At 63.5% G+C, this 15,654-nt stretch carries 12 protein-coding genes, 1 other RNA gene and 1 pseudogene; 9 read left to right on the forward strand and 5 right to left on the reverse strand.

Annotated features, from left to right (window positions below; genetic code table 11):
* Positions 1-178 precede the first annotated feature (178 nt).
* The gene (emrD, locus tag C2U30_RS01045) at positions 179-1,378 is read left to right on the forward strand and encodes a multidrug efflux MFS transporter EmrD (RefSeq protein WP_039038746.1); all 1,200 of its coding nucleotides are present in this window, start codon (positions 179-181) and stop codon (positions 1,376-1,378) included.
* A gap of 133 nt (positions 1,379-1,511) precedes the next feature.
* Here emrD and ssrS read toward each other — a convergent pair.
* Together ssrS and zapA are read right to left on the reverse strand one after the other, a co-directional pair.
* Positions 1,512-1,694: non-coding RNA, 6S RNA (gene ssrS / locus C2U30_RS01050), on the reverse strand.
* Positions 1,695-1,710: 16 nt separating this feature from the next.
* Entirely contained in the window at positions 1,711-2,043 is a 333-nt protein-coding gene (gene zapA / locus C2U30_RS01055) for a cell division protein ZapA (RefSeq protein WP_010675086.1), read from the reverse strand.
* A gap of 173 nt (positions 2,044-2,216) precedes the next feature.
* Here zapA and C2U30_RS01060 point away from each other — a divergent pair, with 173 nt between their 5' ends.
* The 6 genes and pseudogenes from C2U30_RS01060 (at position 2,217) to gcvP (ending at position 10,571) form a co-directional block, all read left to right on the forward strand.
* Entirely contained in the window at positions 2,217-2,786 is a 570-nt protein-coding gene (locus C2U30_RS01060; protein WP_103242980.1) for a UPF0149 family protein, read from the forward strand.
* Between the two features lie 187 nt (positions 2,787-2,973).
* On the forward strand, positions 2,974-4,197 hold the full coding sequence (gene ubiH / locus C2U30_RS01065) for a 2-octaprenyl-6-methoxyphenyl hydroxylase (protein ID WP_103242981.1): 1,224 nt from the start codon (positions 2,974-2,976) through the stop codon (positions 4,195-4,197).
* Positions 4,198-4,297: 100 nt separating this feature from the next.
* Positions 4,298-5,517 (forward strand): annotated as a pseudogene (locus C2U30_RS01070) (FAD-dependent 2-octaprenylphenol hydroxylase).
* 381 nt (positions 5,518-5,898) lie between these two features.
* Positions 5,899-6,996 carry a glycine cleavage system aminomethyltransferase GcvT gene (gene gcvT, locus C2U30_RS01075; protein ID WP_010675082.1) on the forward strand — a complete coding sequence of 366 codons (1,098 nt, stop codon included), beginning with the start codon at positions 5,899-5,901 and terminating at the stop codon, positions 6,994-6,996.
* Between the two features lie 76 nt (positions 6,997-7,072).
* On the forward strand, positions 7,073-7,462 hold the full coding sequence (gcvH, locus tag C2U30_RS01080) for a glycine cleavage system protein GcvH (protein ID WP_010675081.1): 390 nt from the start codon (positions 7,073-7,075) through the stop codon (positions 7,460-7,462).
* Positions 7,463-7,694: 232 nt separating this feature from the next.
* Positions 7,695-10,571 (forward strand): aminomethyl-transferring glycine dehydrogenase, encoded by a 2,877-nt coding sequence (gcvP, locus tag C2U30_RS01085; protein ID WP_103242983.1) that lies wholly within the window; start codon positions 7,695-7,697, stop codon positions 10,569-10,571.
* An 87-nt stretch (positions 10,572-10,658) separates the two neighbouring features.
* On the opposite strand, the gene C2U30_RS01090 is transcribed toward gcvP, so the two are convergent.
* Complete coding sequence (locus C2U30_RS01090; RefSeq protein WP_103242984.1) at positions 10,659-11,144, reverse strand: VOC family protein; 486 nt, start codon at positions 11,142-11,144, stop codon at positions 10,659-10,661.
* 227 nt (positions 11,145-11,371) lie between these two features.
* Here C2U30_RS01090 and C2U30_RS01095 point away from each other — a divergent pair, with 227 nt between their 5' ends.
* The gene (locus C2U30_RS01095) at positions 11,372-12,121 is read left to right on the forward strand and encodes a class I SAM-dependent methyltransferase (protein ID WP_103242985.1); all 750 of its coding nucleotides are present in this window, start codon (positions 11,372-11,374) and stop codon (positions 12,119-12,121) included.
* Positions 12,122-12,245: 124 nt separating this feature from the next.
* Here C2U30_RS01095 and C2U30_RS01100 read toward each other — a convergent pair whose 3' ends face one another.
* Positions 12,246-12,491, reverse strand: a complete 246-nt coding sequence (locus C2U30_RS01100; protein WP_041201636.1) for a hypothetical protein — start codon at positions 12,489-12,491, stop codon at positions 12,246-12,248.
* Between the two features lie 116 nt (positions 12,492-12,607).
* Here C2U30_RS01100 and C2U30_RS01105 point away from each other — a divergent pair, with 116 nt between their 5' ends.
* The gene (locus C2U30_RS01105; RefSeq protein WP_103242986.1) at positions 12,608-13,927 is read left to right on the forward strand and encodes an MFS transporter; all 1,320 of its coding nucleotides are present in this window, start codon (positions 12,608-12,610) and stop codon (positions 13,925-13,927) included.
* A gap of 68 nt (positions 13,928-13,995) precedes the next feature.
* On the opposite strand, the gene ahpF is transcribed toward C2U30_RS01105, so the two are convergent.
* Positions 13,996-15,582, reverse strand: coding sequence for an alkyl hydroperoxide reductase subunit F (gene ahpF, locus C2U30_RS01110; RefSeq protein ID WP_103242987.1), 1,587 nt, complete (start codon positions 15,580-15,582; stop codon positions 13,996-13,998).
* Between the last annotated feature and the right edge of the window lie 72 nt (positions 15,583-15,654).

Genomic DNA, 15,654 nt, shown 5'->3' on the forward strand with positions numbered 1-15,654 from the left:
ATAAAGTTTCGTTCGTTTTTTGTGATATGAATCACTAAGATTGTCGCAAGCCAGAGAGCGTCCTGCTGCTGGCGGGTGCGGGTCCTCCGCCTTGTTCCTCTTCAACGACCTTTGTCAGACACCTCCTGCAGACCCCTGCCCGGAGGGTGGCGGCTTTTTGATCTTTTTCGGACGAGATATGTATCGGCACAGCTTCTATCCCCTGTTTTTCCTGACCATTCTGATGGTCGCTGTGGGTCAGATGACCCAGACCCTCTATGTGCCCTCCATTCCCATGATGGCGGGGGACTTCCATGTGGCCTCCGGCCAGCTGCAGGCAGTGATGGCCTGCTACCTCATTCCCTACGGCCTCTCCCAGTTCGTTTATGGCCCCTTGTCGGATCGCATCGGTCGTCGCCCTGTGCTCATCATCGGCATGATGATCTTCCTGGTCGGCACCCTCACCATCCAGCTGATCCCGAGCTTCACCGCCTTGCTGGCGGGCAGCCTGATCCAGGGGCTGGGCACCGGGGCAGGGGGCGCCATGAGCCGGACCGTGATGCGCGACCGTTACAGTGGCGCCGAGCTCAACCGTGCCAACAGCCTGGTGAGCATGGGGGTCATCTTCTCCCCTCTGCTGGCACCTGTGCTGGGCGGCTGGCTCACCGAGCTGTTCAACTGGCGTGCCGGCTACTGGTTCCTGTTCGGTTTTGGTGCCCTGACCACCCTGGCGCTGCTGGCCTGGTTTGGGGAGACGCTGCCAGCATCCGCCCGCCAGCATTCGCTGCGGGTGGGCGCCGCCTATCGTCATGTGCTCGGCAACCCGCGCTTTCAGGGCAACCTGCTCTGTCTGATGGCCACCTTTGCCGGCCTCGCGGTGTTCGAGGCGGCGGCCGGGGTGTTGCTGGGGGACGTGCTCAAGCTGAGTGCCCGCACCGTCAGCGTGCTGTTCGTGCTGCCGCTGCCCGGTTATCTGTTCGGCGCCTGGCTCTCCGCCAGACTGAGTTTTCGCCTGAGCCAGGGCAAGCTGATGCGCCTTGGCATCGCCTTCCTGGCCCTGGGGTCGCTCATCATCCTGGTACCCGGGCTGCTCGGTATGGTGAGCGCTGCCTCCCTCGTGGGCGGGGCTGCGGTCTACTTCATTGGCAGCGGCATTCTCTATCCGACCGCCACCTCCTGTGCCATCGAGCCCTTCCCGGGTCAGGCGGGCACCGCGGGAGCCGTGCTCGGGGGCATGCAGAATCTGGGGGCTGGCGTGGTAACCCTGCTGGCCGCCAGCTTCCCGATGACGGGGCAGGTGACCCTGGGGGCCATCATGACGGTGATGGTGCTGATCGTGGCCTTGAGCTTTGTGTGGCTGCGCCACCACGGCGCGCCCCACGAGCAGATGGCCGTCTGACACGGCCAAGAGCCCGCCCCGTTGGCGGGCTTTTTACTGCCTCCTGCCGGGTGGCGAGACGCCGCAGGGGAGTGGAAGGGGGTTGCCGCGCAGGCAAAGAAAAAGCCCGTCATGATGACGGGCTTTTTTGGGTAGGTACCCCGGAGATGCCGTTGCCGGTTTGGGCCCTTGAACCGTCGGTTCAAGGCGGAGATCTAATCTGGCCGCAGGCTTCTCGGTCGGGCCGAGCATGCTCAATAGCCAGAAGGCAGACCCCCTGTTTGGTATGAATATCGGCTCGGGGACTTGAACCGGCTGACAAACACTCCAGGGAATTTCAAAACTCGGTGCGATTAGGGCTGTTGCGCCTCTTCGCTGGATTCACCGTATTGTCCGTGCTCGATCAAGGCGGCTTCGATGGTGCGTTGCAGCATCTTGATCCGCTTGTCCATGGTCTCAGAGTATTGGTGGTTTTTCTCTTTTTCAAGGCAGAGCTCGTGACAGAAATTGAGCGCTGCCATGACGGCCAGCTGTTCGTTGCTGGAGACCTTGGAACGTTGACGAAGCTCAATGAGCTTGTCGGTCAGCTGGTCGGCGGCCTGGCGCAGGGCATCTTGTTGTCCCAGGGGACAGGACACCTTGTAGGGACGTCCCAGAATGACGATTTCTACGGCCTCTATGCTCATGCCTTCCTCAATACGGCGGGGCTGATTTCCGCCTTTATCCACGTGGACAACTGGGCGGGACTATATAGCGCAGATGCAGAAGTTTCAAGGCCTTGCTGGCTCTGGCAGGGGGAGAATGCTAGGATCTCGGCCATAAATTCTGCATATTTGCCTGAACTTTGAGCGGATCCTAGATGAGCAAAACAAACCCCCTGAAATACGCCGCCGTGGCGGACCTGATGGCACAGCACGACCTCATGGCGACGGCCGTCGAGGCCCATGGCGTGATCTGCGGCCTGGTGTGCGGTGGCGTGGCCCTGGACGACAAAAGCTGGCAGCCCCATTTCAATGATCTGATCAACGACGGTTTCGGTCTGCCGGCACCGGTGCGCCAGGTGATGACCGACCTCTATCACGAGGTGATCGAGAGCCTGATGGCACAAAAGGGCGTCGAGCTGCTGCTGCCAAGCGACGAGGCGCCGCTCGATGAGCGCATCGACTCGCTGGTGGACTGGTCCCAGGCCTTCCTGGCCGGCTTTGGCGTGGTCCAACAGGAGCTCTCCAAGGCATCCGAAGAGCTGCAGGAGATGATTCAGGACATCGCCAGCATCACCCAGGTCTCTGCCGAGTTCGATCAGGAAGATGAAGAGAACGAAGCCTCCTTCCTGGTGCTCTACGAACACGTGCGCCTCGGGGTCATGATGGCGTTCGAGGAGTTTGGCAAGCGCCCGGTCGCACCGAGCACGCCGCCGACCCTGCACTGATCTGCCCGTCCACCGGGTCAATGAAAGAGCGCATCACGGCGCTCTTTCTGTTTTACAAGGGGCGAGAGCAGGGGAGGCACTCTGCTAACCCATGGTGCCAAAGCGGTTTTTTGCCCGTGGCTTCGCATCCCGTCCGCCACCTTTGTGGTAGGATTGGCCCACGTTTTTTCGCCTATGCCCTCTTCTCATGTCTCAATCTGATCTGGTTCACGTCGACGTGGCTATCGTCGGCGGTGGTATGAGCGGTGCCGTGCTGGCCCTCTCCCTTGCCGCCCTGAAAGGACAGGATGGTGCCCCCCTGCAGATCCTGCTGCTGGAGGCGAGTGTGCCCGAGCTCAATGCTCATCCCGGTTTCGATGCCCGTGCCATCGCGCTTTCCGCCGGTACCTGCGAGGCGCTGGCCCGTCACGGCCTCTGGCCGCACCTGGTACCCCACTGCTCCCCCATCACCCATATCCATGTGTCGGATCGGGGCCACTGTGGCCAGACCCGGCTGTCGGCGGCGGAGTATGGCCTGCCCGCCCTCGGTCAGGTGATCGAGCTGTCGGCGGCGGGCATCGTGCTGCAAGAGGCGATTGCCGCCTGCCCGCAGATCCGTATGTTGTGCCCGGCCAGGCTTGAGGCCATCGACCCCGATGAGGCGGGAGTGACGCTCGCCCTGGAGGGCGGCGCGCGCTACCGCACCCGGCTGCTGGTGGCGGCCGACGGGGGCCACTCCTTCGTGCGCCAGCATTTCAAGATGCCGGTCAGTCGCCACGATTATGGCCAGAGCGCCATCATCGCCACCGTCAAGACCGCCGAGGATCCCGCCGGACGGGCCTTCGAGCGCTTCACCGATGGAGGGCCGCTGGCCCTGCTGCCCATGCAGGACGGCCTCTCCTCCCTGGTGTGGAGCGTGCCGCGGGACGAGGCACAGGGGCTGCTTGCACTGGATGACGCCGCCTTTCTCGCCCGTCTGCAGCAGGCTTTTGGCTGGCGCCTCGGGCGCATCGAGCGTACAGGCGTGCGCCACCTCTATCCGCTGGTGCTGACGGTGGCCGACTACCCGCTGGCCCAGCGCACCGTGCTGGTGGGCAACGCCGCCCACCTGCTGCACCCCATCGCCGGTCAGGGGTTCAACCTCGGCATGCGGGATCTGGACGTGCTGACCCGGACCCTGGCCCGTGCGCTCGCGGCGGGGGAAGACATCGGCGGCTTTGAGGTGTTAAGCGGCTACTGGCAGCAGCGGCGGGACGATCAGGCCCAGACCGTCTGGCTCACGTCCTCCCTGGCCCAGCTCTTCTCAAACCATCACGCTCCCCTGGTGGTGGGCCGCAATCTGGCGCTCTCCCTGATGGGCAGAGTGCCCTGGCTCAAGGCACCGCTCGCCTCCCGCACCCTGGGATTCGTGGGCGAGGTGTGCGGCCAATAAGCGCTGTCGCCCCGGCGGCAAAGACGATTTCGAGCAAGAGGCACGCCTGTGGGCGTCGCCTCGCAGATCCTGGCGACTCGCCCGGAAAGGACACAAGAGAATGCAGATGCAAGATGTGGATGTGGTGATCGTGGGGGGGGCATGGTGGGCCTGGGGCTCGCTGCCGCCCTCAAGAACCGGGCGATCAAGGTGGCCATCGTGGAAGGCCGGCTGCCCGATGCAACGCTCGGTGAGACGCCGGACAACAGGGTCAGTGCCCTGAGCCTCGCGAGTCAGCACATCCTGCAAGGGGTCGGCGCCTGGGACGGCATAGTGGCGCGCCGCCTGCAGCCCTACGAGAAGATGCAGGTGTGGGAGCAGGACAGTTTCGGCCACATCGATTTCGATGCTGCCAGCCTGCGTCAGGGGGCCCTTGGCCACATCGTCGAGAACCGGGTGATCCAGCTTGCGCTGCTGGACGCCATCGCGGGGGCTAGCAATATCCAGATGCTGACCCCGGCCCGGGCCACCAGCCTGCAGTGCGGGCCAGCGGGCGCCCTGCTGCTGCTGGAAGATGGCCGGGCCCTCTCGGCCAAGCTGGTGGTGGCCGCCGACGGTGCCCACTCCTGGGTGCGCCGTCAGGCAGACATTCCCCTCACCAGCTGGGATTACGGTCATCACGCCCTGGTGGCGACGGTGCGTTGTGCCGAGCCCCATGAGGCGGTGGCGCGCCAGATCTTCACCCCCCAGGGGCCGCTCGCCTTCCTGCCCCTGTGGCAGCCCGACCTCTGCTCCATCGTGTGGTCTGTGCCCGCGGCCCGCGCCGAGGCGCTCTGCGCCCTGGATGATGACGGCTTCAACCGCCAGCTCACCGCCGCCTTTGATGGGCGCCTCGGGCTGTGCAAGGTGGAGGGGGCTCGCAGCGCCATTCCGCTGACCGCCCGCTACGCCCGCGACTTTGCCCGCGAGCGCCTGGTGCTGGTGGGGGATGCGGCCCACACCATCCACCCGCTGGCGGGGCAGGGGGTGAATCTGGGCTTGCTGGATGCCGCCGCCCTGGCGGAGCAGATCCTCATTCATCACGGCAAGGGCGCGGACATCGGCCTGCTCGCCAACCTGCGGGGCTACGAGCGCTGGCGCAAGAGCGAGGCGGCGCGCATGCTGGCGGCCATGGAGGGGCTCAAGCGACTGTTTGCGGGCAGCAACCCCCTCAAGAAGCTGGTGCGCGGGGTGGGGCTTCGCGCCGTCGACGGTCTTGGCCCCCTCAAGCAGGGCATGATCCGGGCCGCCATGGGGCTGGATGGGGAGCTGCCCACCCTGGCCAAGGGTGAAAAAATCTAATATTACCCCGGGTTTTTAACAAAAAAACTAATCTTACAGGGCGAGATGACCCTTTGGGGGGTCAGCCTTTAATGTTGGCGAGAAGCGAAACGTTTTTCTGTAAATTGTGACGGCACGGTAAAAATCAACATTAAATCCCGCAATGGCGCGGTTTTGGCTGTTTTTATCACTGTTTTTGCCTTAGTGTCTGGTGTCAGTGAGTCGGGTGAGGATTAGTTTTTTTTGAGCGGTGCCCCGGCACGCTTGTCATATAATCCGCTCCGTTCAAGGAATCACTCCTGCCCGCCCGGGCGGGAACGAGCACAGAGCTTGTGGTCCGTAGTTCCCGACGAGCCGGGGCGGATTGCGAGTGTTGTCGCGAACGCTTAAGGAAACACAGCGATGATCCAGACTACTGTATTGCATCCGAAACACCTGGAAGCGGGTGCCAAGATGGTGGACTTCCACGGTTGGGAGATGCCCATCAACTACGGTTCCCAGTTGGAAGAGCACCATGTGGTGCGCACCGATGCAGGCATGTTCGATGTCTCCCACATGACCATCGTCGATTTGACCGGCGAGCGGGTCAAAGCCTTCCTGCAACACCTGCTGGCCAACGACGTGGCCAAACTCACCGTCCCCGGCAAGGCCCTCTACAGCGGCATGCTCAATCCGGAAGGCGGCGTCATCGATGACCTCATCACCTATTTCCTGACCGATACCTTCTACCGCCTGGTGGTGAACTCCGCCACCCGCGAGAAGGATCTGGCCTGGATCCGCCATCACGCCATCGACTTTGCCGTGAGCGTGACCGAGCGCCCCGAGCTTGCCATGATCGCGGTGCAGGGCCCCCACGCCAAGGCCAAGGCGGCCAAGGTGTTCACCCCCGAGCAGAATGCGGCGGTCGAAGGCATGAAGCCCTTCTTCGGTGTGCAGGCCGGGGATCTCTTCATCGCCACCACCGGTTACACCGGCGAAGATGGCTACGAGATCGTGGTCCCCCAAGAGAAGGCGTGCGATCTGTGGCAGGCCCTGCTGGACAACGGCGTGGCCCCTTGCGGCCTGGGTGCCCGTGATACCCTGCGCCTGGAAGCGGGCATGAACCTTTACGGTCAGGACATGGACGAGTCAATCTCTCCGCTTGCCGCCAACATGGCCTGGACCCTGGCCTGGGAGCCTGCCTCCCGCCAATTCATCGGCCGCGCCGCCCTGGAAGCCCAGAAGGCCGCCGGCAACCAGCCCAAGCTGGTGGGTCTGGTGATGGAAGAAAAGGGCGTGCTGCGTGCCGGCATGCCGGTCACCTTCACCAGCGAGAGCGGCGAGACACGGGAAGGGGTGATCACCTCCGGCTCCTTCTCGCCCACTCTGGGTTACAGCATTGCCCTGGCGCGGGTGCCCCGCGATATCGGCGAACAGGCCCAGGTGGAGATCCGCAAGAAGCAGGTCACCGTGAAAGTCACCAAGCCGGCCTTCGTGCGCAACGGCCAGCCGTTGGTGTAATCATTGATTGCGGCGAGGGTTGACCTTCGCCACCCCATTTTTGTTGAAGCGATCCAAGAGCATAAAGGAAGCACAAATGAGCCATATCCCGAGCGAACTGAAATATGCCACCTCCCACGAGTGGGTCCGTGTTGAAGCCAACGGCGAAGCCGTGGTCGGCATCACCGAGCACGCCCAGGATCTGCTGGGGGACATGGTGTTCGTCGATCTGCCGGAAGTGGGCAAGCAGGTGAGTGCCGGTGAAGATTGCGCCGTGGCGGAGTCCGTCAAGGCCGCCTCCGACATCTACAGCCCGGTGAGCGGCGAGATCCTGGCCGTCAACGAAGAGCTGGAAGGCAGCCCCGAGCTGGTCAACTCCGACCCCTACGGCGCCGGCTGGCTGTTCCGCATCAAGCTGGACGACGCGGGCGAGCTCGCCAACCTGCTGGATGCCGAAGGCTACCAGAACGTGGTGGACGAAGAGTAATGCCCCCGGGCCCTGCCAACACAGCAGGGCCCACTTGTATGACTGCCATCCTGCGACGATGGCGGTTGCAGGATGGGCGCAGCCTTTGCGCCTTTGGGATGCCCTTGCCGCATTCCCCGTCTGCCCGCGGCGGACACAGAACATGAGTGGAGCCGGTATCGACCGGCTACAGGAACATCAGGTCTTGGTTGTCAGGATGTCATGCCAGGACCTATTACCAGGAAATAGGGAAATGACCCAGTCACTGTTTGAACTCGAGCAAAAAACCGATTTCATCCGCCGTCACATCGGCCCGGGTGAGGAAGAACTGCGGGCCCTGCTCGCCACCGTAGGTGCCGAGAGCCTGGACGATCTGATTGAGCAGACGGTCCCCGCCGCCATCCGTCGTCCGGGACCGCTTGGTATCGGCGCCCCCATGACCGAAGTGGAGGCCCTGGCCAAGCTCAAGGGCTATGCGGCCAAGAACCAGATCGCCAAGAGCTACATCGGCATGGGCTACCATGACACCCACGTGCCCCACGTCATCCTGCGCAACGTGCTGGAAAACCCGGGCTGGTACACCGCCTACACCCCCTATCAGCCCGAGCTGGCCCAGGGCCGTCTCGAAGCCCTGCTCAACTTCCAGCAGCTCACCCTGGATCTCACCGGCATGGATCTGGCGAGCGCCTCCCTGCTCGATGAAGCCACCGCCGCCGCCGAAGCCATGGCGCTGGCCAAGCGCATGGCCAAATCCAAATCCAACCTCTTCTTCGTGGCCGACGACGTTCACCCCCAGGTGATCGACGTGGTCAAGGAGCGCGCGGTCCACTTCGGTTTCGATGTGGTGGTCGGCCCTGCGGGCGAGGCCGTGAGCGAAGAGGTATTCGGTGCCATGTTCCAGTACCCGGGGACCACCGGCAATGTGGCCGATCTGCGTTCCCTCATTGCCGCCGTCCAGGCCCAGAAGGGGCTGGCCTGCGTCGGGACCGACATGCTCTCCCTGCTGCTGCTCAAATCCCCAGGTGAACTGGGTGCCGACGTGGTGTTCGGCAGTGCCCAGCGCTTTGGTGTGCCCATGGGTTACGGTGGCCCCCACGCCGCCTTCTTCGCCACCCGCGACGCCTACAAGCGCTCCATGCCGGGTCGCATCATCGGCGTCTCCAAGGATGCCCGTGGCAAGAGCGCCCTGCGCATGGCCATGCAGACCCGCGAGCAGCACATCCGCCGCGAGAAGGCCAACTCCAACATCTGTACCGCCCAGGTGCTCTTGGCCAACATGGCGAGCTTCTACGCCGTCTACCACGGGCCGGTGGGGCTGAAAACCATCGCCTCCCGCGTGCACCGTCTGACCACCATCCTGGCGCTCGGCCTCACCGCCAAGGGCGTGGCCCTCAAGCACGGAAGCTGGTTCGATACCCTCACAGTGCTGACGTCGGACAAGGCTGCACTCATTGCCAAGGCCGAAGGGCTCGGCATCAACCTGCGTGCGGATCTCGATGGTGCAGTCGGTGTGTCCCTCTCTGAAACCACCACCCGAGGCGACGTGGCCGAGCTGTTCGACCTGTTCCTTGGGGCGGGTCACGGCCTCGATGTGGAGGCCCTCGATCAGGCCGCCCAGACTCATCACGCCATTCCGCAAGATCTGCTGCGCACCGACGCCGTGCTGACCCACGAGGTATTCAACAAGTACCACTCCGAGACCGAGATGCTGCGCTACATCCACCGTCTCGAAGCGAAAGATCTGGCCCTGAACTACGCCATGATCTCCTTGGGCTCCTGCACCATGAAGCTCAACGCCACCGCCGAGATGATCCCGGTGACCTGGCCTGAATTCGGCAAGCTGCACCCCTTCGCGCCGCTCAAGCAGACCCAGGGTTACCAGCTGCTGCTGGCAGATCTGGAAGACTGGCTGGTGAAGGTGACCGGCTACGATGCGGTCTGCATGCAGCCCAACTCCGGCGCTCAGGGCGAATACGCGGGCCTCTTGGCCATCAAGAAGTACCACGAGTCTCGCGGCGAGGGGCATCGCGATGTCTGCCTCATCCCGGCCTCTGCCCACGGCACCAACCCGGCTTCCGCCCAGATGGCGGGCCTGAAGGTCATCGTCACCGCCTGTGACAAGGCCGGCAACGTGGATCTGGACGACCTGCGGGCCAAGGCCGCCGAGGTCGGAGACCAGCTCTCCTGCCTGATGGTGACCTACCCCTCCACCCACGGGGTGTACGAGGAGACCATCAAGGAGGTGTGCGACATCGTTCACCAGTATGGTGGTCAGGTGTACCTGGACGGCGCCAACATGAACGCGCAGGTCGGGCTGACGGCGCCAGGCTTTATCGGCGCGGACGTCTCTCACCTCAACCTGCACAAGACCTTCGCCATTCCTCATGGCGGTGGCGGTCCGGGCATGGGCCCCATCGGCGTGAAGAAACACCTGGCACCGTTTGTGGCCGGTCACGCCGTGGTCAAGACCGACAAGGAGAGCCGTGACAACGGCGCCGTGTCTGCCGCCCCGTTCGGCTCGGCCAGCATCCTGCCCATCAGCTGGATGTACATCGCCATGCTGGGGGACGAGGGGCTCAAGAAATCCACCCAGGTCGCGATCCTCAACGCCAACTACCTGGCCAAGAAGCTCGGCGAGTCCTTCCCCGTGCTCTATACAGGTCGCAACGGCCGGGTAGCCCACGAGTGCATCCTGGACATCCGCCCGCTCAAAGAAGCCAGTGGCATCAGCGAGATGGACGTGGCCAAGCGCCTGATGGACTACGGCTTCCACGCGCCGACCATGAGCTTCCCGGTGGCGGGCACCCTGATGGTCGAGCCGACCGAATCCGAATCCAAGCGCGAGCTGGATCGCTTCGTGGAAGCCATGACCGCCATCCGCGCAGAGATTGCCCGGGTACAGGACGGTCACTGGAGCCTCGCCGACAACCCCCTGGTCCATGCGCCGCACACCCAGGACGACGTGATGGATGCAGAGTGGAACCGTGGCTACAGCCGCGCCGAGGCGGTCTTCCCATCCGACGCGGTGCGCGCCAGCAAGCTGTGGCCGTCGGTCAACCGTATCGACGACGTCTATGGCGATCGCAATCTGTTCTGCTCCTGCGTACCCACCGAGGATTACGCCAAGTAATCGCGGCGCCGTGAAGAGCTGACAGCCAATATGCACAAGGCCACCCCCAGGGGTGGCCTTGTTGTGTGCGGCGCCCGTGCGAACGGGCTACTCGCCCCGGCGCGCCGCCTCGATGGTGGCAATGTCAATCTTGTCCATCTGCATCATGGCCTCGAAGGCGCGTCTCGCGGCCTCGGGGTCGGGATCGCTTATCGCCTCGATGAGGACCTGAGGGGTGATCTGCCAGGAGATACCCCACTTGTCCTGACACCAGCCGCATTCACTCGCCCGGCCGCCATGGTCGATGATGCCCTGCCAGTAGCGATCCGTCTCGGCCTGGTCCTGGGTGGCCACCTGAAACGAGAACGCCCAGTTGTGGCGGACCCCGGGCCCGCCGTTGAGGCCGAGGCAGGGGATCCCCATCACGCTGAACTCGACCGTCAGCACATCCCCTTCCTTGCCGGCGGGATAGTCGGCCGGGGCCCGGTGTACGGCACCGACGGCGGAGTCGGGGAAGAGACTGGCGTAAAACCGTGCCGCCTCCTCGGCATCCCCGTCATACCAGAGGCAAATCCTGTTCTTGACTGGTCTCATTGTGTCGCAGCTCCATCCTGGTGTTTGTCCTTCGACGCCCGTGAGCGGGCGCTCCGATGGGTATCCTGCCGCCCCAGCGCCCGCTGTTTTGCTGGGTGGCAAGCCAGCCTGTACGCCGTTTGCCACCCGCTTGGGGCTTGCATGATGGGGTCAAGTGTAGTGGCATGGGGATCCTGGTCACCAGGCCGGGAGCCGGCATGAAGGCCGCAGCAAGAGAGGAGTCTGCCATGGACAGTACCCAGCGATTCTCGACCCGGGTCGAGGCCTATGTGAAATATCGACCCGGCTATCCCGTCGCCATGCTGGATTTTCTGGTTGACGAGCTAGCCATGGGGCCAGAGGCCCAGGTGGCGGACATCGGCGCCGGCACCGGCATCCTGACCGCCCTGCTGGCCCCCCGGGTCGCGCGGGTCTGGGCGGTGGAGCCCAACGACGATATGCGGGCTGCCGCCAAACGGCTGCTTGCCCAGGTGGGGAACATCGGCTGGCTGCACGGCAGTGCGGAAGCCACGGGCCTGCCCACGGGGGCGATGGATCTGGTCACGGTCGCCCAGGCGTTTCACTGGTTCGATCGCGCGGCTTTTCGGCAGGAGTGCCAGCGGCTGCTCAAGCCCGGTGGCCAGGTCGCCCTCATCTGGAATGACAGGCTGACGAACACCCCGTTTCTCAAGGCCTATGAAGAGGGGCTGCACGCCTACTCGGGGGATTACGAGGAGGTCAATCATCGCAACCTCGGCGAGGCGGATTTTCGCGCCTTCTTCACCGGGGAGTACCGGCTCGATCGCTTCGAGAACAGCCAGCTGTTCGATCTTGACGGGGTGCTTGGACGGCTCAACTCCTCCTCCTATGCGCCTGTGGCGGGCACGCCGGCCCACGATCAGATGACGGCGCTCGTTCGCCGCGAGTTTGCTCGCCATGCCGTTGACGGCAAGATAGCCTTCAACTATTGCACCCTGGTCTACAGTGGCCGGGTGTAGCCCCGTTCAGCGCTGACATCCGCAGTGAAAAGGCCCCCGCCAGTGATGGCCAGGGCCTTGTTTCATTTTGGCGGTCTGTATCCGAGCGATGCGAAAGAGACCGTCGCGCGGCGAAGGGGCGGTATCAGCCCTGATCGATGCTGAGAATGGCCATGGCCTTGGCCAGTGTATCGACCGATTCCTGATGCTTGCCCGCGTTGTGCAGGGTCTCTCCGTCCGCCCTCAACTGCTTCACCTCGGCCAGTTGCTCGGCACTGAGGGCGGGGCCTGCGGCCAGGGCGTCGTCTATCTTCTTCATGTCCATGGGGCAGTGGAAGGCGAGGGCGCTGCCGCAAAAGAGCAGGGCGGCCAACAACAGCATGAGTCTCATCTTTCGGATCTCCATGTGGGGTTCCCGTCAAGCATAGCCCCGCAGGGGGAGGGCATTCGGGTTGAAGGGGGCGGGAGGCAGGGGCTACCATGACCCTTTTGTTGCGAGGAGGCTCCATGGCACTGACAAGGTTGCTGTCCCCCCTGACCAGTCTGGTGATCTTCATTCTGGGTCACGGTCTGTTCAATACCCTGCTGACGGTGCGTCTCTCCGCCGAGCAGGTGTCCGCCCAGGCCATCGGTCTGGTGTCGGCTGCCTATTTCGGCGGCCTGGTGCTGGGGACCTTCATCAATGCCCGCCTCATCATCCGGGTGGGCCATATCCGGGCCTATGTGGCTTACGCCTCCCTGCTCTGTTTTCTGTTTCTGCTGCACGGCATGGTGGTGGAGCCTGTCACCTGGGCGGCGCTGCGGCTGATCGGGGGGTTTGCCACCGGCGGTCTGTTCGTGGTGCTGGAGTCCTGGATGCTGGTCTCAAGCACCCCTGCGAACCGGGGGCGGTTGATGTCCCTCTACATGATCCTGCTGTACGGCTCACTCGCCCTGGGCCAGCTGCTGCTCAAGCAGGTGGACCCCAAGGTGCTGACGCCGTTCGCCCTGTGCGCCATGGCGGCGACCCTCTCCGTAGTGCCTCTGGCTCTCTCCCGGGTGGCGACGCCGGCCATGGTGGCTCCCCAGCCGGTGGGAGTACTGGAGCTGGTGCGCCTCACTCCGGCGGGAATGGGCAGCAGCTTTACCTCGGGCCTCATCCTCGGGGCCATCTATGGGCTGTTGCCGCTCTATTTCACCGACAGCGGCGCCTCCCTCTCCCAGGTGGCGGACATGATGGCGCTGGTGATCCTGGGGGGGATGTGTCTGCAATATCCTATCGGACGTGCATCTGATCGTTACGACAGACGGTTGGTGATCCTGCTGCTCTGCGCCCTGCTGACCCTGATCGCGTTGTTGATGGTGCTGCTGCCGGAGCCCTGGCGTGAGCCAGTCGAGGGGACTCTTGTCTTCCTGCTGGGGGGCATGGCGTTCTCCATCTATCCCTTGAGCCTCAGCCATGCCTGCGATGAACTGCGCCCGGATCAGGTGCTGGGGGCAAACCAGGGGTTGCTGCTTGCCTACAGCCTGGGGGCCATGACGGGTCCGCTGCTGGCCCCCTTTACCATGGCAACGTTCGGACCACAGGGGCTGTTCGTCTACTTTGCCCTGTGCGGTCTGCTGCTGTCGGCCTATCTCGGCTGGCGCAGGCGTAAGCGAGCCCCCATTCCGCTGACGGAGCATCAGGTTTTCATACCTGTGCCCCCCAACACCCCCATGACGGCGGAGCTGGAGCCAAGAACGGATCTGGAAGGGGAGGCAGTGCCGGCGAGCTATGCTGCGCCTGATGCAGAAGAGAGAGCGGTGAGTGAAGAGGGGCAGGAGAGGGACGCGCCGCAGGGGCGCTGAAGGCTGGCGACCCAACGACAGGGATAAAAAAACCGACTCCAGGGAGTCGGTTTTTTGTTGGGCGGTTATCAGGCGGTCACGGCATCGGCCTGGGTAGCTTGTGCTTCCGGCGATGGGTTGCGAATGAGGTAATCAAACGCACCCAGGGCGGCGGTGGCACCTGCCCCCATGGAGATGATGATCTGCTTGAACGGTACCGTGGTGGCATCCCCTGCGGCATAGACGCCGGGCAGGGAGGTGGCACCCTTGGTATCGATCTCGATTTCGCCAAAGCGGGTCAGGGCAATCTCGCTTCCTTTGAGGAACTCGGTGTTCGGCACCAGGCCTATCTGGACGAAGATGCCGGCCACTGCCAGATGCTTGATCTCGCCGGTAGTGCGATCTTCGTAATCCATGCCCACCACCTTGCTGCCATCACCGATCACTTCGGTGGTGCGGGCGCTCATGATGATGTCAATGTTGCCCATGGAGCGGGCCTTCTTCTGCAGCACGTCGTCGGCACGCAGAGTATCGGCGAACTCCACCACGGTGACGTGCTCGACGATGCCAGCCAGATCGATGGCCGCCTCGATGCCGGAGTTGCCGCCCCCGATCACCGCAACCCGCTTGCCCTTGAAGAAGGGGCCGTCACAGTGGGGGCAGTAGGCCACACCCTTGGTACGGTACTCGAGTTCACCCGGCACGTTCAGGTCGCGCCAGCGGGCACCGGTCGCCAGGATCACGGCGCGGCTCTTCAAGGTGGCACCGGAGGCGAGGTCCACGTTGACGTAACCATCCTTGCTGATGGCGGCGGCACGCTGCTCGGTGATCACTTCCACGCCGTACTGCTTGACGTGCTGCTCCAGGCTGGCGGCCAGCTTGGGGCCCTCGGTGTAGGGCACGGAGATGAAGTTCTCGATGCCGACGGTGTCCATCACCTGGCCACCGAAACGCTCGGCGACAATGGCGGTGCGAATGCCTTTGCGGGCGGCATAGATGGCCGCGGCGGCACCGGCCGGGCCACCGCCCACCACCAGCACGTCATAAGGCGCTTTTTCGCTCAGCTCTTGCGCCTTGCGCTCGGCAGCGCCGGTGTCGAGTTTGGCAACGATCTCTTCCAGCGAGATGCGGCCCTGGCTGAACGGCTGACCGTTCAGGTAGACGTTCGGGACCGCCATGATTTGACGCTCGTTCACCTCATCCTGGAACAGGGCACCGTCGATCATGGTGTGGGTGATGCCGGGGTTCAGGGTGGACATCAGGTTCAGGGCCTGTACCACGTCCGGACAGTTGTGGCAGGAGAGGGAAATATAGGTCTCGAAGTGGAACTCGCCCTTGAGGTTCTTCACCTGCTCCAGCACGGCCGGATCGGCCTTGGAGGGGTGACCGCCGCTTTGCAGCAGGGCGAGCACCAGGGAGGTGAATTCATGACCCATGGGAATGCCGGCAAAGTGCACGCGCGGGGCCTGGCCCTGGGGCGCGATGCTCATGGAAGGCTTGCGGGCATTGGTGCCATCGGTCAGGGAAATCTTGGGGGACATCTCGGCTATCTCGCTGGCCAATGCCAGGAGTTCGGCGGATTTGTCGCTGTCATTGCCGGACACGCTGATCTCGATGGGATTGACGATGTACTGCAAGTAACCGTTGAGTTGTTGTTTGAGGTTGGTATCTAACATGGTCGAATTCCTTCTTGCTGAATGCGGGTCGGCACGATGACCGGATACAGAAAACAGAGGTCCACACAGCAG

This window comes from Aeromonas sp. ASNIH5 (genome assembly GCF_002902865.1).
Lineage (GTDB): Bacteria > Pseudomonadota > Gammaproteobacteria > Enterobacterales > Aeromonadaceae > Aeromonas > Aeromonas caviae.